The 25,232-nt window shown below is 38.2% G+C and carries 23 protein-coding genes; 20 read left to right on the forward strand and 3 right to left on the reverse strand.

Annotation, left to right across the window (positions count from 1 at the left end):
• Positions 1-6: 6 nt before the first annotated feature.
• From BST97_RS00115 to BST97_RS00195, 17 genes are all read left to right on the forward strand, one after another.
• The gene (locus BST97_RS00115; protein ID WP_085765335.1) at positions 7-1,038 is read left to right on the forward strand and encodes an NAD-dependent epimerase; all 1,032 of its coding nucleotides are present in this window, start codon (positions 7-9) and stop codon (positions 1,036-1,038) included.
• 60 nt (positions 1,039-1,098) lie between these two features.
• On the forward strand, positions 1,099-2,265 hold the full coding sequence (locus BST97_RS00120; protein WP_085768091.1) for a glycosyltransferase family 4 protein: 1,167 nt from the start codon (positions 1,099-1,101) through the stop codon (positions 2,263-2,265).
• The gene (locus tag BST97_RS00125) at positions 2,252-3,274 is read left to right on the forward strand and encodes a glycosyltransferase family 2 protein (RefSeq protein ID WP_085765336.1); all 1,023 of its coding nucleotides are present in this window, start codon (positions 2,252-2,254) and stop codon (positions 3,272-3,274) included. Before BST97_RS00120 ends, BST97_RS00125 begins: the two co-directional genes overlap by 14 nt.
• A gap of 26 nt (positions 3,275-3,300) precedes the next feature.
• Positions 3,301-4,692, forward strand: a complete 1,392-nt coding sequence (locus tag BST97_RS00130) for an asparagine synthetase B family protein (RefSeq protein WP_085765337.1) — start codon at positions 3,301-3,303, stop codon at positions 4,690-4,692.
• 52 nt (positions 4,693-4,744) lie between these two features.
• Positions 4,745-5,299 (forward strand): serine acetyltransferase, encoded by a 555-nt coding sequence (locus tag BST97_RS00135; protein ID WP_245833609.1) that lies wholly within the window; start codon positions 4,745-4,747, stop codon positions 5,297-5,299.
• Positions 5,300-5,493: 194 nt separating this feature from the next.
• A complete protein-coding gene (locus tag BST97_RS00140) occupies positions 5,494-6,597 on the forward strand; it encodes a glycosyltransferase (RefSeq protein ID WP_085765339.1) in 1,104 nt (367 codons plus the stop codon).
• Entirely contained in the window at positions 6,584-7,432 is an 849-nt protein-coding gene (locus BST97_RS00145) for a sulfotransferase family protein (RefSeq protein WP_085765340.1), read from the forward strand. The genes BST97_RS00140 and BST97_RS00145 overlap by 14 nt, the downstream gene beginning before the upstream one ends.
• A gap of 26 nt (positions 7,433-7,458) precedes the next feature.
• On the forward strand, positions 7,459-8,637 hold the full coding sequence (locus tag BST97_RS00150; RefSeq protein ID WP_085765341.1) for a glycosyltransferase family 4 protein: 1,179 nt from the start codon (positions 7,459-7,461) through the stop codon (positions 8,635-8,637).
• A gap of 170 nt (positions 8,638-8,807) precedes the next feature.
• Positions 8,808-10,340 carry a hypothetical protein gene (locus BST97_RS00155; RefSeq protein WP_085765342.1) on the forward strand — a complete coding sequence of 511 codons (1,533 nt, stop codon included), beginning with the start codon at positions 8,808-8,810 and terminating at the stop codon, positions 10,338-10,340.
• A 2-nt stretch (positions 10,341-10,342) separates the two neighbouring features.
• Positions 10,343-11,083: a 3-deoxy-manno-octulosonate cytidylyltransferase gene (locus tag BST97_RS00160; RefSeq protein ID WP_085765343.1), complete on the forward strand. Its 741-nt coding sequence runs from the start codon at positions 10,343-10,345 to the stop codon at positions 11,081-11,083.
• Positions 11,076-11,687: an HAD family hydrolase gene (locus BST97_RS00165; RefSeq protein WP_085765344.1), complete on the forward strand. Its 612-nt coding sequence runs from the start codon at positions 11,076-11,078 to the stop codon at positions 11,685-11,687. Before BST97_RS00160 ends, BST97_RS00165 begins: the two co-directional genes overlap by 8 nt.
• The gene (locus BST97_RS00170; protein ID WP_085765345.1) at positions 11,662-12,444 is read left to right on the forward strand and encodes a hypothetical protein; all 783 of its coding nucleotides are present in this window, start codon (positions 11,662-11,664) and stop codon (positions 12,442-12,444) included. Before BST97_RS00165 ends, BST97_RS00170 begins: the two co-directional genes overlap by 26 nt.
• Positions 12,445-12,675: 231 nt before the next feature.
• Positions 12,676-14,004 (forward strand): glycosyltransferase family 2 protein, encoded by a 1,329-nt coding sequence (locus tag BST97_RS00175; RefSeq protein WP_085765346.1) that lies wholly within the window; start codon positions 12,676-12,678, stop codon positions 14,002-14,004.
• Positions 14,001-15,125, forward strand: coding sequence for a glycosyltransferase family 4 protein (locus BST97_RS00180; RefSeq protein ID WP_085765347.1), 1,125 nt, complete (start codon positions 14,001-14,003; stop codon positions 15,123-15,125). The genes BST97_RS00175 and BST97_RS00180 overlap by 4 nt, the downstream gene beginning before the upstream one ends.
• Positions 15,116-16,252, forward strand: a complete 1,137-nt coding sequence (locus tag BST97_RS00185; RefSeq protein WP_085765348.1) for a glycosyltransferase — start codon at positions 15,116-15,118, stop codon at positions 16,250-16,252. Before BST97_RS00180 ends, BST97_RS00185 begins: the two co-directional genes overlap by 10 nt.
• Before the next feature lie 284 nt (positions 16,253-16,536).
• On the forward strand, positions 16,537-17,733 hold the full coding sequence (locus BST97_RS00190) for an O-antigen ligase family protein (protein ID WP_169711506.1): 1,197 nt from the start codon (positions 16,537-16,539) through the stop codon (positions 17,731-17,733).
• Position 17,734: 1 nt separating this feature from the next.
• Positions 17,735-18,766 carry a glycosyltransferase family 4 protein gene (locus tag BST97_RS00195; RefSeq protein WP_085765350.1) on the forward strand — a complete coding sequence of 344 codons (1,032 nt, stop codon included), beginning with the start codon at positions 17,735-17,737 and terminating at the stop codon, positions 18,764-18,766.
• Between the two features lie 5 nt (positions 18,767-18,771).
• On the opposite strand, the gene BST97_RS00200 is transcribed toward BST97_RS00195, so the two are convergent.
• The 3 genes from BST97_RS00200 to BST97_RS00210 are packed head-to-tail and all read right to left on the reverse strand — an operon-like array spanning position 18,772 to position 20,871.
• Positions 18,772-20,157, reverse strand: coding sequence for an FAD-binding oxidoreductase (locus BST97_RS00200; protein ID WP_085765351.1), 1,386 nt, complete (start codon positions 20,155-20,157; stop codon positions 18,772-18,774).
• A 1-nt stretch (position 20,158) separates the two neighbouring features.
• Positions 20,159-20,401 (reverse strand): hypothetical protein, encoded by a 243-nt coding sequence (locus tag BST97_RS00205; protein WP_085765352.1) that lies wholly within the window; start codon positions 20,399-20,401, stop codon positions 20,159-20,161.
• On the reverse strand, positions 20,398-20,871 hold the full coding sequence (locus tag BST97_RS00210; RefSeq protein WP_085765353.1) for an SRPBCC family protein: 474 nt from the start codon (positions 20,869-20,871) through the stop codon (positions 20,398-20,400). The genes BST97_RS00205 and BST97_RS00210 overlap by 4 nt, the downstream gene beginning before the upstream one ends.
• A 104-nt stretch (positions 20,872-20,975) precedes the next feature.
• Between BST97_RS00210 and BST97_RS00215 the strand changes: the two genes are divergently transcribed.
• From BST97_RS00215 to BST97_RS00225, 3 genes are read left to right on the forward strand one after another with little or no spacing between them, the layout of a single operon-like run.
• Positions 20,976-22,955: a peptidylprolyl isomerase gene (locus BST97_RS00215; RefSeq protein WP_085765354.1), complete on the forward strand. Its 1,980-nt coding sequence runs from the start codon at positions 20,976-20,978 to the stop codon at positions 22,953-22,955.
• Positions 22,936-23,799, forward strand: a complete 864-nt coding sequence (locus tag BST97_RS00220; RefSeq protein WP_157111359.1) for a hypothetical protein — start codon at positions 22,936-22,938, stop codon at positions 23,797-23,799. Before BST97_RS00215 ends, BST97_RS00220 begins: the two co-directional genes overlap by 20 nt.
• Positions 23,792-25,231 carry a peptidylprolyl isomerase gene (locus tag BST97_RS00225; protein ID WP_157111360.1) on the forward strand — a complete coding sequence of 480 codons (1,440 nt, stop codon included), beginning with the start codon at positions 23,792-23,794 and terminating at the stop codon, positions 25,229-25,231. The genes BST97_RS00220 and BST97_RS00225 overlap by 8 nt, the downstream gene beginning before the upstream one ends.
• The last annotated feature ends 1 nt before the right edge of the window (position 25,232 follow it).

The following is a 25,232-nucleotide window of genomic DNA, read 5'->3' on the forward strand; positions in this document are numbered from 1 at the left end:
ACCTTGATGAGATCTTTTCAAACAATACTGGTTACAGGCATCGCTGGTTTCATAGGTTTTCATTTAGCAAAACGCCTTCTAGAAGATGGTCATCGAGTAATCGGAATAGATAACCTAAATACCTACTACGACGTAGACCTTAAATATGCACGTCTTCAGCAATTAGGTGTCTCAAAAAACAATTCTGAATTTTACAATCGCGAGGTAAAATCAGATACTTATGAAGCTTTGGTTTTTTACCAATTGAAACTAGAAGACCGGGCCAATTTGCCTAAGCTTTTTTTGAATCATAAGATTGATGTCGTATGTAATCTGGCGGCACAAGCAGGTGTGAGGTATAGTATTGAAAACCCTGATGTTTACGTTGATACCAACGTAACTGGTTTTCTCAATATTTTAGAGTGTATGAGACATCATCACGTCCAAAAGCTTGTTTACGCTAGCAGCTCAAGCGTTTATGGCAATACAGATCAAGTTCCTTTTAGTGTCGATCAAAATGTCGATCATCCTATAAGTTTATACGCAGCTACTAAAAAATCAAACGAGCTTTTTGCTCATACCTACTCACACCTATTTGGAATACAAACTATTGGTTTGAGATTTTTCACGGTGTACGGTCCTTGGGGCCGTCCTGATATGGCGGCTTATCTTTTCATTGATGCCATTACTAAGGATAAACCTATACAAGTTTTCAACAATGGAGAATTGTCCAGGGACTTTACTTATATTGATGATATTGTTGATGGAGTCGAGAAAGTAATAAAAACGGATCTCCCAGATGATCGTAAATACGGTATCTATAACATAGGAAATTCTACTCCCGTAAACCTTCTTAACTTTATTGAGGAGATCGAAAACAGTCTTGGAAAAACCGCTCAAAAAATTATGATGCCCATGCAACCGGGCGACGTGAACCAGACATGGGCTGACGTTTCCAATCTGGAAAATGATTTTGGCTATAAGCCAGCTACTACAATAAGTACTGGAATTAGTAGATTTGTCGCTTGGTACAAAGAGTATCATGATATAGACCAATAAGGTTTCAAAACCTATCTCGCGGTGAACTAATAGAACTGATAGTCTAGTTAAATGGATAATTTGAGAATCGTAATATTTGATGGCTCCTTTAAGACTACCGCTTTTATAAGAAGGCTCATGCAAGGGTTGACACGTGCTGGACATCAAGTTTACGTTCTTGGTTTCAATTTAGATAATCCAGCACCTATGAAAGGCGTTCATTACATTTCACTAGGCAATAATTCCAGTAATTTTCACTTTATCAGAACCAGCCTCAAGTGGGGTCTGAGATTTGGTGAAATAGTATATGCGCTCAAAAATCTATTTTTAGTCAAAAAGAGTAAACTTAGAAGATTGAATCTTCGTGCAGCTTTAAAAGCTATAGACCCTCATATAGTACACCTTCAATGGATTTCAACGATTCCATTGTTTGAGGATGAGTTAGTAGAGGGGAAATATAAATTTGTAATATCCCAGAGAGGCTACCAAACAAATGTAAGACCATTTGTGAGTGAATCAGACTTTGAATATCAAGCAAAATGGTTACCCTATTTCTCAGGTTTTCATAGCGTGTCAAAAACGATGTCCAGTCAAGGTGATAAGATTTTTAATACATCCTCAAAGGTAAATCAAGTGGCATATACTGGATTGGATTTGAGTCAAATTGAGTTCTCAAGTAACGTGGTAGAAAATTCTGTGCTGGATATCATTTCTATCGGTCGACCTCATTGGAAAAAAGGTTATGTTTTTGCTATTAGAGCCCTTCACAAAATTAAGATGAATGGAATTGAATTCAAGTACACCATAATTGGTGCGGAAAATGACCAAGAACTTCTATTCCTAATCAAGGATCTTGATCTAGAAAATGAAATTGAACTATTTCCAAAGCTGGATCAAAAGGAGGTTTTCAAAAAGATTCAAGATTCTGAATTATTTCTTTTGCCCAGTCTGGAGGAAGGCATTGCCAATGTTGCTGTAGAGGCAATGGCTCTAGGTACTCCAGTCATTTCTACAGATTGTGGAGGGATGAAAGAATTGATAGAATCTGGTAAGGAAGGATGGATTGTACCCGTGTATGATATCAACGCGATGGCTGAAACTGTTACCGCTTTCGCGAAAGCGTCACCTGAAAAAATTGCTCAGATCAAATTAGCTGCCAGGAGAAAGGTTGAACACCAGCACAATGAAGAAAAGATGGTTACAGATATGAATACACTTTACCAAAAAATTTATAATGGACTTGATTAGTGTAATTATACCTCTTTATAATGCTGAGGACTTCGTTGAAAAAGCCTACGACTTTATAAAAAACCAAAAAGAGCTAAAGGTTCCTGTGGAAATTATTTTTGTCGATAATAATTCTAAAGACAGCTCATTTGAAAAAGCCAAGCACCTAGCTCAGAAGGATGAGCAGGTAAAAGTATTTAGGGAAACCAGACAAGGAGCGCCTTCTGCACGCAACAAGGGCTTCAAGGAATCTAAAGGAAATTTTCTATATTTCTTTGATGCTGATGATCAACTATTTGATGATGCACTAGCTTCGCTATACAATGTCCTTACCTCTCAAGATGTACATGCTGTCTGCGGTAGATTTATTAAATCTCATAAGAATATTGAAGATTTATCTATCAAGGAGATGAAATATGATGGCGATGTGAAGGTTTTTCAGCCTCCATTTCTGGGACTTTTATGGTTTAAAGATCTGAGTACAACTATAGGGCCTCCAGGATTCATGTATACTAGACGTGTCTTTGAAGAATTAGGAATGTATAATGTAGAGATTCCAGCTAGTGAGGATACAGCGTTTGACATAGATCTAGGGATGAGGTATCCAGTTGCCACGATCAACAAGTTGATTTATCTATATTTTAAACATGAAAATGCAACCACTACAATTTTAAAAAAGAAAAAAAGTAGGGCATTTATGCAATGGCCTCGTATTATCCATTCTCATGTGCCGTTCCATAAAAAGCACCCAGATAATCATGCCTACACACAAATTCTTAAAGAAAAGATATTCAGCTCTATCCCTAGAATGATTCATGAGACTAACGGTTATCAAAAACGGAAAGAGCTTTTTAATAAAACCAAAACTGATATCTATCCACTCGAACTTCCTAGGACCTATGATCTAGCTTTGAAACTATTGGTTCTCACAAATAATCCCATTTTATTCAAGTTTATACTGTTTAAGATGAAATCACGATATATCGAGTCCTATGATGATCCTACTTTAAGATTGTCAGAATATTTCTGACAAACAAAATCCAATTTTCTACAGAAATGACTACTAGTTTCAAGAGTCCTATAATACCCAGTGAACAAAAATTTGCTCGAATTCATGGTGAATCGCATGAACCGGATCTGAAATCCATTTGTTTATATGCTGCCACGGGTTTTTTCTGGGGAGATGCTACTTACTACCGTGACTTGAAAGCTGTACAACCTGGTACTTTAAATAATATTGATGAAGACGGGTTCTTACTAGATTCTAAACCTTGGTTCAATTGGTACTACGAGCCGCATGGACAATCTTTTCAAGAATCTGTTAAGCAACATGAGTTGTTGCTCGAGCAAATAATAGATGAACAGGTAGGTGAACAAAACGTAATCCTTCCTCTTTCTGGAGGTCTCGATAGCAGAAGCCAGGCAGTGGCACTTCATAAACTGGGTAAAAAAGTATCGTCGTATTCCTATTCATTCGCTGGTGGTTTTAAGGAGCATGAAATCAGCGAGCAAATTGCTAAGAAATGCAATTTTGAATTTCAGGCTTTTGAAATACCACATGGCTACCTCTGGGACGATATTGAAAAACTGGCACAAATAAATGGTTGCTATTCAGAGTTTACGCACCCGCGCCAGATGGCAGTAGTTGAAGATTTGAGAAAGCTAGATGGAGTTTTTTCTTTGGGCCACTGGGGCGATGTGCTTTTTGATCGAGGTGGCGATGAAGGTATCGAGCAGAATGACCTTGTCAAATACATTCATAAGAAGGTGATAAAAAAAGGAGGGCTAGAATTAGCCACTCAATTATGGAAATCTTGGGGTGTCGAGGGAAACTTTCAAGAGTATCTCTCTGAGGTTACCTTGGATTTATTGAAAAGAATTGAAATTAAAAATACATCTGCTAAAGTTCGCGCCTTCAAATCAATGTACTGGGCGCCTAGATGGACAAGCATCAATATGAGTGTTTTTAAAGCGGCACATCCTATTACCTTACCCTACTATGACGATAGGATGTGCGAGTTGATTTGCAACATCCCAGAAGAACATCTCGCTGATCGCAAGATCCAAATCGAATACATTAAACAAAATAATCCTGCAGTGGCGCAGATCACTTGGCAGGACCACAAGCCATACAATTTATTCAATTATCACCGTGATAAGTCTCCCAACAATCTACCTTATCGCGTAAAGAATAAGATCAAGCGTATGGTCAATGATAAGATGGGAAGGAAATATATTCAACGTAACTGGGAGCTTCAGTTCTTAGGGGATGAAAATAAGCAGCACTTAGAGTCTTATCTTTTCAATGATACTTTTTCAAACTTCATCGATCCTGAGATCGTACAAAAGGTTTATGCCAGCTTTAAAAACGATGATCAAGTTTATTATTCCCATCCTGTGAGCATGTTGCTGACCTTGAGCTTATGGAACAATAAGCTGCGTGATTGATTTATAGCCTCCTGACATGAAGAAACTCAAGTTTTACCTAAAGCACTATTTGATGAATTCTCACCTCAAGAGATTTGAAAAAATTGTGCTCGCAAATCATCCAGAAGTGGTAGAAGATGTACAGATAACTTATGGATTGAGGGGGTGCGATGAACGCAAAACTAATTTCTCAGAGCGTTTCAAGCATCTTATGAAGTATTATCCCGAGTTTGTTTATGTGTTTCAATGGCGTACAGGGCTTCTCAAATCCAGTCGTTTAAAATCTCTGTTTAAGTATACTGATTACCAGTGCAAAATCTTCAAAAGTACCAAAATTGAAGGAGGAATGGCTTGTTATCATCCTTATGCAAGTGTTATTAATGCTAAAAACATCGGTAGGAATTTTGAATTCAGAAACAGTATTACGATAGGCAATAAATCAAATGACAACCGGCTCATTCCTACCATAGGCGATAATGTCAAGATTGGTGCTAATGCTTGCATCATAGGCGATATTAAAATTGGTAATAATGTGATCATTGGCGCGGGCTCAATTGTTGTTAGAGATGTGCCTAATAATGTGGTTGTGGCAGGGAATCCAGCTCGTGTGATTAAAGCTTTAGAATAATATTATCTAGGCTAGGAGAGTGATGAATCTCTCGCTTTCGCGAAAGCGAACTATTAAAACGCCTCATTATTAAGACCAAAAATCATAAAACCTAGAATAGCTATTGACCGACTATGTTTGCCATTATTCCTTCTCGCATTTAAATGGGGTAGGTGAAGCAAATCAGTTATTTTTGACCCTCAGATGTAATATTCATGTCGAGACCTCTTAAAATCCTTTTTACCATACCAAATTTTGAGACAGCTGGTAGTGGAAAAGTCGTTTATGACCTAGTGAAGGGGCTCAATAGAGAAAAATTTCATCCAGAGATTTTAGTGAAGCATTCTAGAGGTAAATTTTTCAAAGAAGTTGAGAAACTAGGTGTCCCCATACATGTTTTTGATTATGAAACGGATTACAAGCCTTTATGGAACTTCCCGTTTCGAGTCCTTAGAGTTTCTAGGTATCTTAAAAGTCTGGATGTCGATATTATACATTCCTGGCATTGGAGTTCAGACTTTTCAGAACCTCTGGCAGCGCGCATGGCGGGAATAAAGTTTATTTATACAAAAAAGGCGATGGGATGGGGCAATAAAGCCTGGGTATGGCGCTCTAAATTGAGTACAAAGGTCATTGCAATCAATAAAGACATGATGAGTGAGTTTTTTGCGAAGCTCCCTTCAGTTCACGCTACCTACTTACCGCTGGGCTTGGATACAGAAGTTTATCAACCGCAAGAGTATCACCGACCTACCGCGGTTAAACATGGGATTGTTTATGACGATTTCGTTGTGATCTCAGTTGTAAATATGGTACCGGTAAAAGGCATAGAGATTTTAATAGAAGCTTTTCTCCAAACCAATATTCCCAATAAAAAGCTATTGCTTGTAGGTAATGATCGATCTGAATACGTGGATCAACTCAAATTGAAATATTGCAAAAAGCATCCAGAAGTGATTTTTACAGGAAAACAGCAAGAGGTTAGAAATTATCTTTCCATTGCAGATGTTTTTGTGATCCCGACTAAAAATGAAGGTAAGCGTGAAGGCATGCCTATGGCTCCAGTTGAGGCTATGAGTAGTGCTTTGCCAGTAATTGGATCTAGAGTTTCAGGGGTGACTGATATCTTGGAAGGTTTTGAAGACTGGATCTTTGATGCTGGAAATACTCATTCATTATCTGACAAACTCACGGAGTTCTACAAACTTCCTAAAGAAAGCAAAGAGAATATAGGTGTTGAAATGCGTGCAAAAGTAATCGATCAATATTCTCTTCAAGAGTTTATTAGATCTAGAGAGCAAGTATATGAGTCAGTATAAAAAGCACGCAATCATTTTGGGGTCTGCTAGAAGTGGCACGAGCTGGTTGAGCGAGAATCTGGCAAAGCCTTTCCGGTATAGAATGTTGTTTGAGCCTGAGCATGATGATAATACTCCAAAAGGTCATCTTCTAACCGATAAGCTTTTTTTAAACAGAAAGGAGGTGTCAAAAAATGCGAGTCATTATTTGCACCAAGTTTTGAAAAATAGAGTTGATAGTGACTGGATTGCACAGAATTCAAATAGAAAGTATAAAATGCATCTATGGCCAGTAGTGCCTAAGAAGTTTATCGTAAAATTTGTGAGGTTCAACCTTTCAGGACTTTATGTGGCTCGAGATTTAGGAATTCCCACAGTTCATATCATCAGGAATCCCATTGAAGTAATTAAATCACAAAAACGTGTGGCTTTTCCTTGGCTTTTAGATTTTCAATACTTCTTAAATCAGCCTCAACTCATCGATATTCTCAGAAATGAATATAGTTATGATCTCAAAGCAATTGAAAGTAAGACAGATACAGAAAAACTTGTCGTACGCTGGTGCCTAGAAAATGTGATCCCTTTAGAATATTACCGCTATTCCGATGAAAATTTCTATGTAGTAAAGCATGAAGATTTACGTAAAAACATAAGTGTTTATAAGGAGCTGTGTACTAACCTCGGCCTTGAAGTAGTTGAAAACATTGAGAGCGAGTACAAAAAGCCATCAAGTAAAACCCATCCTAAATCACATATTCAAGGAAAGCGTGATAAGAACTTGCTGCTGGAACCATCAGAAATGGATACGATCACGTCAATCTTGAACCAATTTAAACAATCACTTTACCACGTCTAATGGTGCGAACTTTATAGTTTAAAATAATGACGATAACCCTAGTTTTACCTCAACCTCCTGCTTATTCAGAGACTTTCTTTAGGTCTAAAATCTCAGGGCTTCAAGAGTCAGGGTACAAGGTAATTTTAGTAACAGGTTCCTCAGAGCAAAAGTTTACCGAGTGCTTGCATTTACAGCACCCTAGAGTGAGTCAAAATGCATTTGTACAGATTCTGAAAATGGGTTACACGTTTATAGGGTTACTATCTCATTTAGCTCGCATTATCAAGTATATAAAGCTTGAGAAAAGCAACGGTACAAGCATGGGTCGCATTTTGGAAAAAATCTATCTAAATTCGACTTTATTAAAACTTGATACGGATTGGCTACATTATGGATTTGCTACGATGGCGATGGACAGAGAGCTAGTTGGAAAATCTATAGGTGCTAAGGTTGCGGTTAGTTTCAGAGGTTATGATATTGATGTATTTCCATTAAACAAGGATGATGTCTATGGAAAACTTTGGCATAATCTAGACAGAGTGCATAGTATTTCAAATTATTTGATTGAAAAGGCTTATGAATTAGGACTGCCTCAAGATATAACCAGTGAAGTCATAACACCAGCGGTAGATATAGACAACTTGCCAAAATGCACGGAAAGCAGTAGACAACGATCAAAAAAACTAAAAATTATCACTATAGCGCGTTTGCATTGGATCAAGGGGATCGACGACTTGATAGAGGTGGCACAACTTCTTAAACAAAAATCGATAGACTTTGAATGGATAATTGTGGGCGATGGAGACAAGAAGCATTTAGAACGATATAAATACAGGCTTTACGAGAAAGGACTTCAAGGCGAAGTGAAATTACTTGGAAAACGTAGTCATGCTGAGACGCTCAAAATTTTATGCGATTGTTCTATATACGTTCAAACTAGCTTGAGTGAAGGGTTTTGCAATGCCGTTCTTGAAGCACAAGCGATGGGTAAATTATGCATAGTTACTGATGGTGGTGCTTTGATAGAAAACGTAGAGAACGGTAAGAGTGGGTGGGTAGTGCCTAAACTTGATCCAGAATCAATGAGGGATAAGATTATTGAGGTGAGTTCTTTATCAAGCATTGAAACAAATGAAATCTCAAACTATGCTAGACTAAGAGTTAAGAGATTGTTTACCCTAGAAAATCAAAAAAGACAGTTCAATAGATTTTATAATTCGTAAGTCTCAGGTCGATCTAAGTCAATCAGTATCTTTTAAATTTCGATGACTTTTTATTGATATTTAGAAGAGCTTGGAACTAGCATCCAAAAGTTTATAGAAAATCACTCATTTGTTTATGGGTCAGCATAAAAAGTCTTTATTTTGAAAATCGCTTATACAGATAATTTTTGATGAAAATACTAGATTGTACTTTAAGAGATGGTGGGTATTACACAAATTGGGATTTTGATAATGGGTTGGTTGATCTTTATTTGCAATCTTTAGAACACCTGCCTGTGGAGTATCTAGAGGTAGGATATCGATCTAAGCCTCTCCCGGGTTACCTAGGGAAATATTTCTATTTACCTCTTCCAGTTCTTAAGGAACTTAAATCAAAAAGCAGCAAAAAATTGGTGGTCATCTTGAATGAGAAAGATGTTCGAGCTGCTGATGCTGAGGAGTTGTTGTTACCCGTCAAAAATTATGTGACCATGGTGCGTATGGCCATTGATCCCAAGAATTTCAAACGGGCTTTGGAACTGGCACAAAAAATCAAAGAGCTCGGTTTTGAAGTGGCATTTAATGTAATGTATATGTCCACATGGAAAGAGGAGAAAGAATTTCTAGACTTATTAGATAAGGTTGATGGCGTAGCAGATTATTTTTATATGGTAGATTCCTATGGTGGAGTCTATCCAGAGGATGTCAAGGAAACTATAGCTCTTGTTAGATCTAAAACTGGAGTAAGACTTGGATTCCATGGGCATAACAATCTAGAAATGGCACTCGCCAATACTCTGGTCGCAATTGAACAAGGAGTCGACATAGTTGATGCAACTATCACCGGGATGGGTAGAGGAGCTGGTAATCTTAAGACGGAACTGTTGTTGAGTTCATTACAGGCTAAAAATCAATTAAACTTTGATTATAATGAGTTGGCAAAGGTTGTAGATGCATTTAGTGATCTACATAAACAACATGACTGGGGGACAAGTTTACCTTATATGGTTTCAGGTGCAAACTCTTTACCTCAAAAACAGGTTATGGAATGGGTAGGGAAACGATATTATTCATTTAACTCCATCATTAGAGCATTAAATAATCAGACTCTGGGTAAAAGGGACAATATCTCACTGCCTAAAATAAAATTTGGTGAAAATCTTTCTAAAGTGCTTATCGTTGGGGGCGGCCCTAGCCCTGTAGATCATGTACATGCCATTGAGCAATTCTTGAACCAGAATCCTGAAATATTGGTTATTCATGCGAGTTCTAAAAACGCAATGAGCTTCGCAAACATTTCAAACGATCAAATTTTTTGTCTCGTAGGTGATGAAGGGCATCGTTTAGAGTTGGTATTTGGAGAAAAAGAAATTTCAGGAAATTGTGTATTACCACCCTATCCTAGAAAAATGGGTACTTATATACCCAAAGCCGTAGAAAACAATGCATTTGAGTTAGAGCGTGTAGAATTCACAGATTATTTTAAGGGTTCACACACGGCAATAGCCTTACAGATCAGTATAGATCTAAATGCATCTTCTGTTTATGTGACCGGTTATGACGCATACTCTGGGAGCATTAGTAAAAGAGAACATGAGTTGTTTCTAGAAAATCAATATCTCTTTAAGATTTATAAAAACTACAGAAATGTGGAGTTAGAAAGTTTGACTCCTACAGGTTATGATAGTTTGACGCAAACCTCAATTTATTCTTTGATCAAATAGATATGCAAGATTTTGTAATCGTGATACCAGCGAGATATGAATCTACAAGATTACCAGGAAAACCTTTACTAGACATTCATGGGAAATCTTTATTGCGGCGTACCTATGAACAGTGTATCAAAGCAGTAGACGATAGAATAGTGTATGTTGCTACCGATGATAAAAGAATAATAAAACATTGTGAGAAGTATGACATTCAAGCAGTGTTGACCTCCAGTAATTGTCTCACTGGAACCGATCGTGTAGCTGAATTTGCTATAAAAGTTCCAGCAAAAACTTATATCAACGTTCAGGGAGATGAGCCGCTGATGAACCCTAAAGATATATTGAACACCATAAAAGCGATCAAAGAACATCCTTATGATATTATAAACGGTTATGCCTCAATTGATAGTGAAGAAGACTATAGAAGCTCAAGTATCCCTAAAGTTGTCTCTAGGCCAGATGGGAGACTTTTATACATGTCTAGGTCACCTATTCCAGGAAATAAAAAACATGATTTTATAAAGTCTTGGCGTCAAATCTGTGTCTATGGTTTTCCTGCAGAGGCTCTTAAACAATTTGCTGCTCTAAAGCATAAAACGCCTCTAGAAAATGAAGAAGATATTGAAATTCTACGTTTTCTTGAGCTAGGATATGAAGTCAGAATGATTGAATTGTCTGCAAATTCTGTGGCTGTAGATACGCCAGCTGACCTTTTAAAGGTTCAGGATATTATCTCAAAGAAAGAATGTTATGATTAAGAATATTTTTTGGGACTTTGATGGTGTACTTATGAATTCCAATTCTGTGAGAGATCGTGGTTTTGAATTAGTTTTGAAAGACTTTCCTACAGCACAAGTGGAGCAGCTCATGCAGTTTCACCGTCAAAATGGAGGGTGGTCCAGATACGTGAAATTCCGTCATTTTTTTGAGGTAATCAGAAAGGAATCAATTAGTCCAGAGGAAATTGACGTGTGGGCAGGGAAATTTTCAAATGTTATGCTGGAAAATCTTATCGATGAAAAGTTGCTGATTGATGAAACAATCACTTTTGTGAAAAGTAATTTCAGGGATTACAACTTTCATATCGTTTCTGGCTCAGACGGGAATGAGTTGAGAACCATCTGCAAAGCGCTGAACATTGATCCATATTTCATTACCATTGAAGGTTCACCTACACCTAAATCCTCACTCGTAGCCGATATTATAGAAAACCGAGGTTATCTACCACAACAATCTATCCTTATAGGGGATTCAATAAATGATTATGACGCGGCTAAGGATAATGGTCTTCATTTTAAGGGATACAATAGTTCTAAGGTAGAAGTATTGACAGATTATGATTTCAGTTTTCATGATTCCTAGACAGCAACTTTATAAGCTGATTATGGTGAGATGGTACTGGCTCAAAATTCAGTACAAAAAACTCATGGAGTCAAATCAAGAAATCAATTTTAGAAGACTGGAAGATCTTAAACAAGCCATCGGCGGGAAAAAGAATATTGTTGTTATGTGCAGTGGTCCTACTGCAAATAGAATGCAGCCGTCTCAAGATGATTTTTATTTGGTGACCAATGATTCTTACAAGCTAGTTCAGAATCAAGATTTTCTATACTATGTACATGATGGCTTTTTTATAAGACGTTTTTTTGCAAATCAACCCTTTTGCGATAATCATGACAAGTCAATTTTTCTTTATCGATCCCTGAATAAGCCCCATTTGGGAAACTTTAAACATTTTTTGAAAAGAAAAAGACACTTGAGTAACCAAAATTTTGTAATCTCAGATTTTGAAGACAATGTTGCTCATGCAAATGATAATTATGATGACTTTCATAACTTTTTTGAGAAACATCAGATACACACAAAAATTCAAAACTCTGGAATATTCCTGTTGTTGCTGGGATTTTATATAGCTTATCATAATGATCTGAACTTGAAAATATACGGTTTGGACCTTGGTCTAGGAGGTAAGGTTCATTTTGAAAAGGGAGGATTTATAGGAGTTTCTATTACCCATGACAGGGTTAAGGTGAATACTAAGCTTCAACTGGATAGGATGTACCAGATATTGGGTAATAGAATTGAGAATCACTCTAATTTTAATTCAAACGTTGAATAGAATTTCTGACCTAGTTTGAGTCAGAATCCTTATTGTCAAAGTGATTTAGTGTTTCGCTTTCGCGAAAGCGGGCCAGAATTTCTACTAATCCCTATGACTTTTAATGACTGATCCAGAAACTTGAAAAATGTATTTAAATCAGTAAAAGCCCATCAAGGCTCTACGTTATTATTATTTTTGCGTCTTGTCAAATTTTGGTTGATACCTCGAGAATTAAGATCAAACCTATAGATGCTTTTTAGATTCCTGAAATATTTACAGCCTACCTCATATTTCATGCTCAAACGTGAGAACGGTAAAAGCATTTTCCCGCGCATTGAAGCTGTTGATAGAGCATCTGCTCTTAAAGTTCCAGAAGATTCTAGGTATACAAGCGCTCTGGCCCGTGAATATGATCGATCCTGGCGCTTGATCTTAAAGGGATATACTATAGAATCAGATAGTTATGAGCACATAGAGAAACTCCCAGTGGTAGACGAGTACCGTTTTCTGAGAAAAAATTTTAATTCAGCATGGATTTGGTATGTGCTATGTCTACGGATTTTTAGTTTTAAGAATCCGTTTCGTGAGATTTCCGCTTTCGCGAAAGCGAGATCCGTAAAAAGAGTGAATGAACACAAGGAACCTATTGAATACCCAGGCTATTCTGAATTTTTGGGTCCACTGATCAAACAAAGACCTCTAGTTTCCATCATTATCCCGACTCTCAATAGGTATCCTTACTTGAAGGATGTGCTGGAAGATCTTGAAAAACAAGATTATACTAATTTTGAGGTGATCGTTGTAGATCAATCTGAGCCATTTAAAAAAGAGTTTTACGACCAGTTTGATCTCGACATACTTTTAATTCACCAAGAGGAAAAAGCTCTGTGGTTAGCTCGTAATACGGCCATTATCAAAAGCAGGGGAGAATATATTTTAATGTTTGATGATGACTCTCGGGTTGATCCAGCCTGGATAAGCCAGCATCTCAAGACTCTTGATTTTTTTGATGCTGCTATATCGTCTGGAGTCTCTATTTCCACACAGGGAGCAAAGGTGCCAGATAGTTACGCCCACTTTTGTTTAAGCCAGCAACTTGATACTGGAAACGCCATGATCAAGAAATCTGTTTTTAAATCCATAGGTTTATATGACCGCCAGTTTGAGAAGCAACGCATGGGCGATGGTGAATTTGGACTGCGAGCCTATCTCGCTGATTTCAAGAATATTTCTAACCCATTTGCCAAAAGATTGCATCTCAAAGTAGGATCAGGAGGGCTGCGACAGATGGGCAGCTGGGATGGGTTTAGACCTAAAAAATGGTTAGACCCTAGACCTATACCTAGCGTAGTCTATCTATTTAGAAAATATCATGGAAATTCAGCATCACGGTGGGCTCTGTTGAAAACGGTCCCTGGTTCGATTATTCCATATAGATATAAAAGTAGCTCTAAGATGATGTTCATAGGTGGAATAATAAGTATAATTTTACTGCCAATAGTATTCTTACAAGTGATGAAATCATGGAAATTGGCTTCTAAAAAGCTTGCAGAGGGTGAATTAATTGAAAAATTATGATACTCGAAAACTCTAATGAATGTCAAAAGCACGTTCTAATTCTAACATCTGAATTTCCTCCCCTACCTGGAGGAATAGGGCAGCATGCCTTTGATTTAGCAAAGCATCTCTCAAATTTTTATGAAGTAAAGGTAATTGCTGATCAGAGATCAGTGGAAGGTAATGAGGAAGCTGAATTTGATAAACAACAAAAATTTCAAATCCAAAGAGTTCAAAGAAACCAATTGATTTTATGGACCTATTTAAAAAGAATTGTCAGCTCTAATAGATCATTCAGCAGATTTGATTTAGTTATTGCTACTGGGAAATTCTCACTTTGGCAGATTCACATTTTAAAACTATTGAAGGGTTCAAAACCTGTAATCTCTATAATTCATGGTTCAGAGGTTTTGTTGCCTTCAAAATATGCTAGAAAACTTACTGATACTGCGCTGAAAAAATCAGATATGGTTGTAGCAGTTTCAAACTACACGCTCGATTTAGTCAGTCACTTGAAACTGAAAGACTCTATTGTGATTCCTAATGGGATCTCTTCTGTGCAAGATTATCGTAAAAAAGAAATAGGCAAAGAAACACTACACCTTATTACAGTGGGAAATCTTACTCAACGTAAGGGCCAGCATAATGTAATCAAAGCTTTACCAGAAATTTTGAAGCAGTTTCCTCATACTCATTATCATTGTGTAGGATTACCCACGAACCTAGATCAGGACAAGGCTCTTGCTCAAAAACTAGGAGTGCTCAATCACGTCACATTTCATGGAAGACTTGACGAGGTTAAAAAGAATGAACGCTATGAGGCGAGTCATATTTTCTTAATGCTCAGTGAAAAAACCAGCACTGGAGACGTAGAAGGTTTTGGGATTGCAATATTAGAGGCAAATGCTTACAGTATACCTGCGATAGGAAGCAAAGGCTGCGGTATAGAAGATGCTATAGATCATGGGAAGTCTGGATTATTAGTAAATCCACATGATTCCGAAGATGTGGCAGGTGCCATTACTACCCTTATGCATGACTACGAGGAATATCAATTTAATGCCCATAGTCATGTTCAAAAATTTACTTGGAATTCAATAATCAAGTCCTATAATCAGATAATTGACAAGCTATGCGCATAGTTGTGATTTCTCATACGGAACATTATTTCAATCAAGATAGACAAATTTGCGGTTGGGGTTCTACGATAAGGGAATTAGATCATGTAGCACAGATTTGTGATGAGCTGATACATATTGCTCCCTTGCATAAAACTCCTGCTCCAGAAAGCAGCCTAACCTATACAGCCTCAAATGTACAATTTATTGCTCTCGAACCATCAGGAGGGAAGGGACTGAAAAAACTTAGCATTCTTAAAACCCTATTCACTAACTTAAAAAAAATTCAGCGTTATACTAAATCGGCTGATTATATCCAGTTTAGAGCACCCACCGGTATGGGCACATACGTTCTACCATATTTGAAATTTTTTCGATCTGGTAAGTACTGGGTGAAATATGCTGGGAATTGGATGGATGATCACATGCCTCTGGGCAATAGAATTCAGAAATTCTGGCTTAAAAAAATTGACAAAAAAGTAAAAGTTACCATTAACGGTAATTGGGAGTCAAATCCTAGGTTTTTATCTTTTGAAAACCCTTGTCTTACCAAAGAAGAGTATGAGCAGGGGCAAGAGGTGATTAGTAAAAAAATCAATTCGGATTTTGATAATCTAAGGTTGGTATTTGTCGGCAGTCTCAATAGACACAAGGGAGTTCATCTGATCTTAACAGCTTTTTGTAAAAAAAGTCAATATACATCTCTTTCTGAAATGATTTTTGCTGGAGATGGAGCAGAGAGAACTGAATTTGAAGAAATGGCTACCCATTCTCCATTCCCAATTAAATTTTTGGGGCACTGTTCAAAAGATGAAGTTGCTAATCTGTTATCTCAAAGCCATGTACTCATTTTACCCTCAAAAAGTGAAGGGTTTCCCAAGGTAGTAGGAGAAGCCATGAACTTTGGTTGTATTCCTGTAGTTACTGATATCTCCTGTATGAAGGATTACATCAAGAATAATTATAATGGGTTTTTGCTTAAGGAAGCATCAGCAGATTCAATAATCAAAACCTTAAATGAACTGGAGCAATTAGACTTTGATTCATACAAAGAGGCTCTGTTACACAATAGTAAACTAGCACATCGTTTTACTTATGATTACTATAACTTTGCGCTTCAAGATAAAATATTTGAGGATGTCTATGAATAGCTTGTTAAAGAAATATTAATAAGGCTTTGTAAGGTATCGTTCGGAATATTTGAATAAAACAGATCTATCCCTTGATGTTTAAATTAGAACATCTTCCTTATCCTTTACTTTTAGCAATTCACTTTGCTATCGGTATTTCTTGCGTGTTTGCCCCAGTACTCGCTAAGGTATTGGTCTATTTAGTGATATTTTATTTGTTGATTAGAATTTTCAATAATTCTGATCGCAGCAATGAGGTTCTTCTAGCTTGCCTGTATTTTGTTTGCCTTGAAGTTTTTTTTAGAATGACGAAATCAACGCCAGTACACGAGATTGGAAAGTACTTTGTATTAGTATGCTGTATAATAGGTGTTTACGTTAAAGGTTTTTCCTTACGATCATCTTGGTATGTAATTTACATCCTTTTGTTTATTCCCAGTATACTGGTAGCTGCTGAACGTATAGATATTGATGAAAGTCTGCGTAAAGCGATAGCTTTCAATCTCGCTGGTCCCGTAGTTCTGGGAGTCGCGGCTGTCTACTGCTATAATCGGAAGATCAGCAAGCAACAACTTTTAAATTTTTTCGGATTAGGAGTAGCTGGAATTTTTGCAATGACAGGTTATGTGATTTTTAAAGCGCCTGACTTAAGTGAAATAACGTTTTCATCAGCATCAAATGCTTTAGCCTCTGGGGGTTTTGGTCCTAATCAGGTTTCCACCGCTTTTGGTATTGGTATTTTTCTTTCATTCGTTAGATTCATCATGATCAAGAACTTGTGGACTAATATTTTAGACTTGTTCCTATTCTTATTGTTTACCTATCGAGGCTATTTGACTTTTTCTAGAGGAGGTGTGCTTACAGCGTTTTTAATGATAGGAGCGTTTATCGGCACTATCATTTTTCTCCAGAGTAGAAATTTCAGAGCCTCTTTCATTCCTAAATTTATATTAATAGGAGCTGGTATTTTAATTGCGTTTTTCTACAGTAGTGTAGTGACTGGCGGTATGATTGAGAACCGATATACAAACAAGGATACTATAGGTAGAGAGAAGGAAGATGTTTCTGCTGGAAGAGGGGAGCTTGCCAACCTTGAAACACAGGCGTTTCTAGAGCACCCGATTTTAGGCTTGGGAGCAGGTATGTCCAAATTTTATAAATTGAAAAAAGCGGGTATCGAAGGAGCTTCTCATAATGAGGTAACTAGACTGCTAGCAGAACATGGAGCTGTGGGTGTTTTTTCATTAGGACTCTTAATCCTAGTGCCTTTATTCAATCGTTTGGGCGATCGCTCGAACATGTTATTCTACAGTTTTCTTATATTTTGGTTTGCTACTATAAATCACTCTGCTATGCGCAATGCTGCACCCTCTTTTCTCTACGCCTTGGCGCTTTTGAAAATAAAGGAGCCAGAAATCGTCAAAACAGATGAGGAAGAAGAGGTAAATGAATCGCCTAATTTGAGAAATCAAAAAGTTCTGAATCCGTCTCGCATCAGTTAATATGGCCCTCAAAATTCTCTATATAGGAAATAAACTTAACGTGCATGGTGGTAACATCAGCTACATTGAGACACTGGGACCACTATTGGAAAGTTCAGGCCACCAAGTTTCGTACGCCAGCGATAAAAAGAATAAAGGTCAGAGATTTTTGGATATGCTGGTTACGCTTTCGCGAAAGCGAGATCAAACAGACCTTGTACTCATCGATACCTACAGCACGTTGAATTACTGGTATGCGATTGCGGTCGCTCGATTGTGCGTGCGATTTGATATTCCTTACATCCCAATCTTGCATGGCGGAAACTTGCCGGCAAGAGCAAAAAAATCGAGAAAGACCTTCAGTTTTTTGATCAACAATGCTCATAGCGCTATTTGTCCTAGCCCATATTTGAAGAAAAACCTGTCTGATTTAGGTTACAAGAACTTGAGGGTGATTAAGAATACCATCGAGCTGACAGATTATGATTTTAAACTAAGAGATGCCGTTAAACCAAAACTCCTCTGGGTACGGTCTTTCTCTAGAATCTACAATCCATTAATGGCTGTTGAGGTTTTTAAAAATATCCAGTCACGATTTTCTGATGCCCAGCTTTGCATGATTGGACCAGACAAAGATGGGTCACTTCAGCAAACTAAAGATCTTGCAAAGAACTACGGTCTTGAAATAGAGTTCACTGGACGTTTGTCTAAAGAAGAATGGCGAGCTCGCAGTGAAGAGTTTGATATTTTTATAAATACTACGCATTTTGATAACGTACCCATAAGCGTTTTGGAAGTCATGGCGCTAGGTTTACCAGTGGTTTCTACAGACGTAGGCGGATTGACCTATATGCTCGAAGATGGAAAGACTGCATTATTAGTAAACGATGGTGATGTTAAGGCAATGACTGAAAAAATTATTGATCTTATCGAGCAACCAGAACTGTCTAAAGCCTTATCCATCAACGCTCGCAAAGAGGTTGAAAAATATAGCTGGGATGCCGTCAAATTGGAATGGGAAAAATTACTCAGTGAGATTGAGAATCGCACTTAATCTATTCATAGCTCAAATATCTTCCCTCGATTCAATATCGAGTTGGGGTCAAATGTTTTCTTAAGCAGTTTCATCAATTCTATTTCTTCAGTTGTGTTGCTTATGTTGAGGTAGTCCCGCTTATCCACACCTATGCCATGCTCAGCGCTTACTGATCCATTTAAATCGGTCAAGCCTTCATAAACTATTTGATCAATCTCCACTTTAAGTTCCATGCTATCGTTTTGCTTTCCAATCATAAGATGAATATTCCCATCAGCAACATGACCGAAGGCATAAACTTCATCCACCTGATCTAACTTTTCAAGACGTTTATAGCAAGTTGCGATATAATCATCAATCGCGGGAATAGGCAAAGAGATGTCAAAATGCTGATCGTATTTCATGTGATCCGTGAGGTTGCTCACATCTTCCCGTATTCTGAAAAAATGCTCCACTTCTGAGAGGCTAGATGCAACTACCGCATCATCTACAATTTCCTCGATAAGCATGTTTTCAAGAAGTTTTTCCAGCTCCCGCCGATCGGTTTGATCATCATTGCCTTGTGATTCTAAGAGTACGTAAAATTTATGATCCAGTTCAAGAGGTGGCCTTACATGAGCTCCCGCAGCGGTAAGTTGTTTAAACGTATTGTTCCACATCAGTTCAAAGCCACTCAGCTTTCCCGACAAGTGGGCGTCAGCTTTCTTGAGTAGTTTCATGACGTTGACGTAATCGCTCAGTCCGGCGATGGCGGCTTGTCTTGATGTAGGTTTTTCCACAAGTTTTAAAACGGCTTTGGTAATAACACCCAATGTTCCCTCGCTTCCTATCATCAGTTGTTTGAGGTCATAACCGCTGTTATCTTTAATGATCGTTTTGAGTGAAGAGATTATCGTTCCATCGGCTAGAACGTATTCTAATCCCAATACCAGTTGGCGTGTCATTCCGTATTTAAGCACACGCAGTCCGCCGGCGTTTGTGCTGATTATTCCGCCTATTTGAGCGCTACCTTTTGCCCCAAAGTTGAGTGGGAACTGGAGACTGAGATCCTCAGCAGCATTATGTAGATTCTCCAGTATGACTCCGGCTTCAACCGTTGCTGTGCGCGTATTTTCATTGATCTCGATAATGCGATTCATACGCTCTAAACTGAGAATCACATCTTGGTTTTCACTCCTTGTACTGCCCACAAGATTTGTGAGCCCACCGTGAGTAACCACATTCAGTTTGTTATCGTTGCATATTTTGAGAATGGCACTGACTTCCTGTGTTGAAGTAGGTAAAAGTAAACAGCTGGCTTTTAAAGGCTCATCCATACGCCAGATGTGACTGTATCGATCTTTGAGCTGGTTGCCGTGAAGAATGTATTTGGAGTCTAAGGCCGATTCAAAAAGCTGGTGTGTCTCCATATCAGTCGGTTTTTGTCCATAATTGACCTCGGTGGGGTCGTAAGTCGTCCCGCACTTCGATCATGTTTGCTTCCTCGACCGCTACAAACGCAAGGTGGTGATTCTCACTAACCGCCTCCACGCCAGATGCGATAAAATCAAAATCCTTTCGCTCAACGTATTCCTTTAAATGGATCAAGTGGTGCTCTGCTGTTTTCTTACCATCAGGTCCCTTAAAATCCCATATCAATTTTAGCTTCCTCATTCTGATCGATCTGTGTGGTTTTCGGCAAAGGTCTTAAAATCTTTCATGAAGCTTATGGTCTGTTTTTGAAAAAGATCGGGTTTTGAACGCGCAATCAGGCGCATGAAACCTGTAAATTTAAAAATACTACGACTGTTCCAGATAGTGACTTTTTTTGTTGAGGTGCTTGTAGTGATCTCGCTTTCGCGAAAGCGGTTATACTGAAAATTCCTAACACCTTTTGACCTATAGACAGCTTCCCAGGCGTGAGGCAGATCTGTTTTGAGAATTTCCTCTTCCATAGTGATGCTGGTGCCTGCGAGCTTAATTTTCATCTCTCTTTTGCTACCCACTTGACCTATTAGTGGCGTAATGTTCTTGAAACTCACTAAGCCTTTTTGCCACTCTTTGAAATACTCTTGTTTCTGGAATAACTCCATGACTTTGTCAATGGGAAGCTCGACGATAATTTCTTGATTGCTTTCTATCATCGGTTAGGTTTCATATTTATCTATATATTAAAATAAGTCGTAAGAGTATGCGTTTTGAAACAGGTGCTCAATTCTCTATTTTTGCACGCCTTAAAATATGATGTATGAAGAGCTTAAATGCTGTTACAGGAGTATTAATTTTTCTTGCGAGCTTTTTTACAACAGCTCAGGATTTGGAAGACAGAACACTGTTAACCATCGACGGTAAGGATTATGATGCCGGGACCTTTATGAAGGTATACCTCAAAAACCTAGACATCGTTCAGGATGAGTCTCAAAAAGACGTGGATAACTACCTGGACTTGTACGTCAAATACCGTCTCAAACTTCAGCAGGCTTATGATATGAACCTGCAAGACGATGAGGAATACCAAAAAGAACTCAAAAATTACCGCAGTAGCCTATCACAAAGCTATTTGACAGATACAGAAGTTACTGATCAACTTGTACGTGAAGTTTACGATCGCTCGCTGGAAGAAGTCAATGCAAGTCATATTCTGGTACAGGTAGGTAGAGGAGCTGAACCTGCAGATACTCTTGAAGCCTACAAGAAGATTCTTGATATCAAAAAAGAACTGGACGCCGGTGCAGATTTTGCAAAGGTCGCTCGCGAGAAGAGTGAAGGGCCTAGTGCTGGAAATGCAGGTGAGTTAGGTTGGTTCGGACCGTTCAGGATGGTGTACCAGTTTGAGGACGCCGCTTACGAAACGGAAGTAGGTGAGTATACGGATCCTTTTAGAACTGATTTTGGTTATCATATCCTTAAAGTCAACGATCGTCGCAAGTCGAGAGGTGAAGTGACCGTGGCTCACATCATGACCTTTGATCGACCAGCAGACAGTACCAAAACTGCAGAGACACGTATCAGGGACATCTACAAGCAACTTGAAGACGGTAAATCATTTGAAGAAATGGCCCGAGAGTTTTCAGATGATTTGAGAACGGCAAAAGACGGAGGGAAGCTGCAGCGATTCGGTTCGGGTGGTTTGAACTCTCCTATTTTTGTAGATGCAGCCTTGGAAATGGACGAAATAGGTAGCTATACGGAGCCTATAAAATCAAAATACGGCTGGCACATCATAAAGCTTTTAGAAAAACACCCCCCAAAGTCCTTTGAGCAACAAGAAAAACAACTGCGCCAGCAAATCACTAAGTCACCTAGAGCGCGTAAAATTACCCAGTCCTTTATCAAAAAACTTCAAGATCGATACAATGCAAAAGTTGATGTGAAGGTAGATGGGGAAATGCTGCAAACGGTAGGAGACAGTATCATGCAACGTTCTTGGAAATACAAGCCTTTGCCTGAGCATGCTCAGAAGCAGTTGTTCTCAATACAAAACAAATCTTACACTGTTAAAGATTTTTATCAATTTGTAGAAGAGCGTCAGAAAAAAGACTTTCAGCAATACGATAATAAAAGAGAGAAGGTAGAAAGTTTGCTGGATGCTTTTGTGGAAACCTCTTTTATCAACTATTATGACGAGAACCTAGAGCGTGACAACAAAGATTTTGCTTTTATCTATAGCGAATTCAAAGAAGGGATTTTGTTGTTCAACCTGATGGAGAAAAAAATATGGGGCAAGGCAAAAGAGGACACCGTAGCTTTGAAAAAATATTATGAGTCTAACAAGGAGAGGTATCAATGGAAAAGAAGAATAGATATCATTCTGACTCAGAATACTTCCAAGGAAACCGCTGAGCAAGTACAAGAACTCTTGAGGAAAGGCGTTGAGATAGATAGCATAAAGGCTCAAATAAATCTTGATGGCAGAACTAAAACAATAATATCTTCTGGGACCGTAGAAGAAGACTACAGCAGACTGCCAGAAGATTTTGAAATTAAAACGGGAGTGTCAAAAATCTATCACGAGAAGGAGGATAGTTTTTATAAAGTCATTATGGTAAATGAAATCATGGAGCCTAGCATAAAAACTTTTGACGAGGCAATAGGAGCAGTGATCAATGATTACCAACAAGTGCTAGAGAAAGAGTGGGAGTCTTCTTTAAAAGAAGGTCACGACATTAAAATCAATAAACGCACGCTTAAAAAAGTAAAAAAGGAACTTGCTGCAAAAACTGACTAAATACCTATTCTTACTTGCTGTCATTTGCAGTATGCACTCCTGTCACCTCTTTGAAAACAAAGAGGAAGTGCCTGGGGCTCTAGAGTTAGATGGGTATTACCTTCTCAAGTCAGATATCCTTCAACTACTTCCAGAAAACTACACTAAAGAAGACAGCTTGCGTATAGTCGATAGCTATGTCAAAAACTGGATGTTGAATACAGCGTTATACGAAAACGCGCTCAACAATATTCCAGAAGAGAGGCAGGAACAGATTGACGAACTCGTAGATCGATATAAGATAGAGTTATATACACAAGAGTATTTGAAGGAGTTGACGATTCAGAATCTGGATACCAGTATTTCAAAAGCTTCTATAAAGCAGTATTATTCTGATAAAAGTGAGGAGTTCCGATTGAACGAGGATCTGATGCAACTGATATATGTGAAAGTGGATCCAGTTTATGGAGATTTATCAGATCTCAAAAAAATGCTTTCAAAGCGGGACAGTATCTCCCGTGTACAATTAGACAGCTTAAAACTGGCTTTCAAGGACTATATCTTAAACGATAGCCTGTGGTTAAAAAAGAGCACGGTTTTTGAAAAGATAGATCCTATCAATGCATCAAATGAACAAGACTACATCGTCAGAAAGAAGTTTTCTCAATTTAAGGACAGTACGGGAATTTATATGATGTATGTTAGTGACGTTTTGGAACGAGGAGCAATCGCTCCTTTGTCTTTTATAGAGCCTTCCATACGTCAGATAATATTGAACCGAAAGAAGTTGGAGTTCAAAAAAGAATTGGAAAAAGATTTATTACAAGACGCCAAAGTGCGCGTAAAAAACAGATTATATGAATAAGATATTCATGATGGCTGCAATGCTTTTTGCTTGCGGTTTTGCCTCAGCTCAGAATACGGATACTGAAGCCGAGGATCAAAAAGTAAAAAATGAGGTGATCGCCTCTCTCATCAAAAAGGACACGATCAAACCTCAAATTCAAAACACACGTTTTATGATTGATGGCGTAGCAAGTGTAGTGGGTGATTATGTGGTGCTTGATTCTGATATTACTAAGCAGGTCGAAACCATGAAACGAGGAGGTAATGATGTGCAGCTCTCAAAATGTGAGCTTATAGAGAGCATCATTCAAGAAAAAATGTATGCGCACCATGCCATTCAGGATAGTATCACCATAAGTGACGCTGAAGTAGAGGGTAGAACCGAGCAACTATTATCACAATGGAAAGCAGAACTGGGAACTGACGAAGCGATTGCTAGGCTGTACCGTAGAGAGAGCATTCAGCAAGTACGTGATGAATTGAATCAAATCAACCGAGATTTACTTCTTTCACAGCGCATGCAACAAAGACTGACTGAAGAAATTGAAATTACGCCAGAGGAAGTACGTCAGTTTTTCAGTGAGATACCAGAAAATGAGCGCCCCTTGTTCAATACTGAGGTGGAGATGTCTCAAATTATCGTAGTACCAGAGCCTACAGAGCAGGCTATTAATGATGTCATTGAGCGATTGAGAGGGTATAGAAAAGATGTCTTGGAGAATGGATCCAACTTTGCAGCGCTGGCTACATTACATTCCGATGATATTGCCACAGAACGTCAAGGTGGGATTTTAACCATGAGGCGTAATGACCCTTTTGTAAAGGAGTTTAAGGATCTAGCTTTCAGTTTACAGGAAGGTGAAATCAGCGAGCCTTTTGAGACTCAATTTGGCTGGCATATTTTAATGGTAGATAAAGTACGTGGGCAGGTAAGAGATGTACGTCACATTTTGCTGAAACCTTTTATTTCAACAGCACAAACTAATAAAGCTCGCAAAAAACTTGATGAGATGCGTGACAAGATCATCATGGGTGAGATTGAATTTGCAGAAGCTGCAAAACAAATCTCTGATGAAGAAGAAACAGCCCAAAACGGAGGGAAGTTCATCAATCCTAGAACTGGAGACGTTCGCCTTGAAGTGGATAAATTACCTTCCGAGCTTGCTTCCCAACTTCAATTTCTTGAAAAAGGCGATGTAAGCGGAATCTTTCAAGAACGCGATCCTCGAGACTCTGATAAAACCATCTTCAAAATTATTTACGTAGAAGATAAGATAAAAGACCACATTGCTGACTACCAGCTGGATTATTTGAAGATCAAGAACCTTGCTTTGAACGCTAAAAAGATTGAAGCCATCCAGAAATGGCGTAATGAAAAGCTCAAAGATACTTATATCAAAATCGGTCCGGACTTCAAGGATTGTGACTTTACCAGTAACTGGACGAAATAAT

Origin of the sequence: Nonlabens spongiae (assembly GCF_002117125.1) — a bacterium.
Taxonomy (GTDB): Bacteria; Bacteroidota; Bacteroidia; order Flavobacteriales; family Flavobacteriaceae; genus Nonlabens; species Nonlabens spongiae.

Bases quoted from the DNA above. Each gene is read 5' to 3' on its own strand.
- BST97_RS00185 (WP_085765348.1), top strand. From the start codon at position 15,116: ATGCGCATAGTTGTGATTTCTCATACGGAACATTATTTCAATCAAGAT.
- BST97_RS00205 (WP_085765352.1), bottom strand. From the start codon at position 20,401: ATGAGGAAGCTAAAATTGATATGGGATTTTAAGGGACCTGATGGTAAG.
- BST97_RS00200 (WP_085765351.1), bottom strand. From the start codon at position 20,157: ATGGAGACACACCAGCTTTTTGAATCGGCCTTAGACTCCAAATACATT.
- BST97_RS00180 (WP_085765347.1), top strand. From the start codon at position 14,001: ATGATACTCGAAAACTCTAATGAATGTCAAAAGCACGTTCTAATTCTA.
- BST97_RS00160 (WP_085765343.1), top strand. From the start codon at position 10,343: ATGCAAGATTTTGTAATCGTGATACCAGCGAGATATGAATCTACAAGA.
- BST97_RS00170 (WP_085765345.1), top strand. From the start codon at position 11,662: ATGATTTCAGTTTTCATGATTCCTAGACAGCAACTTTATAAGCTGATT.
- BST97_RS00195 (WP_085765350.1), top strand. From the start codon at position 17,735: ATGGCCCTCAAAATTCTCTATATAGGAAATAAACTTAACGTGCATGGT.
- BST97_RS00150 (WP_085765341.1), top strand. From the start codon at position 7,459: ATGACGATAACCCTAGTTTTACCTCAACCTCCTGCTTATTCAGAGACT.
- BST97_RS00145 (WP_085765340.1), top strand. From the start codon at position 6,584: ATGAGTCAGTATAAAAAGCACGCAATCATTTTGGGGTCTGCTAGAAGT.
- BST97_RS00115 (WP_085765335.1), top strand. From the start codon at position 7: ATGAGATCTTTTCAAACAATACTGGTTACAGGCATCGCTGGTTTCATA.
- BST97_RS00165 (WP_085765344.1), top strand. From the start codon at position 11,076: ATGATTAAGAATATTTTTTGGGACTTTGATGGTGTACTTATGAATTCC.
- BST97_RS00190 (WP_169711506.1), top strand. From the start codon at position 16,537: ATGACGAAATCAACGCCAGTACACGAGATTGGAAAGTACTTTGTATTA.
- BST97_RS00210 (WP_085765353.1), bottom strand. From the start codon at position 20,871: ATGATAGAAAGCAATCAAGAAATTATCGTCGAGCTTCCCATTGACAAA.
- BST97_RS00175 (WP_085765346.1), top strand. From the start codon at position 12,676: ATGCTTTTTAGATTCCTGAAATATTTACAGCCTACCTCATATTTCATG.
- BST97_RS00125 (WP_085765336.1), top strand. From the start codon at position 2,252: ATGGACTTGATTAGTGTAATTATACCTCTTTATAATGCTGAGGACTTC.
- BST97_RS00155 (WP_085765342.1), top strand. From the start codon at position 8,808: ATGAAAATACTAGATTGTACTTTAAGAGATGGTGGGTATTACACAAAT.
- BST97_RS00140 (WP_085765339.1), top strand. From the start codon at position 5,494: ATGTCGAGACCTCTTAAAATCCTTTTTACCATACCAAATTTTGAGACA.
- BST97_RS00130 (WP_085765337.1), top strand. From the start codon at position 3,301: ATGACTACTAGTTTCAAGAGTCCTATAATACCCAGTGAACAAAAATTT.
- BST97_RS00225 (WP_157111360.1), top strand. From the start codon at position 23,792: ATGAATAAGATATTCATGATGGCTGCAATGCTTTTTGCTTGCGGTTTT.
- BST97_RS00215 (WP_085765354.1), top strand. From the start codon at position 20,976: ATGAAGAGCTTAAATGCTGTTACAGGAGTATTAATTTTTCTTGCGAGC.
- BST97_RS00135 (WP_245833609.1), top strand. From the start codon at position 4,745: ATGAATTCTCACCTCAAGAGATTTGAAAAAATTGTGCTCGCAAATCAT.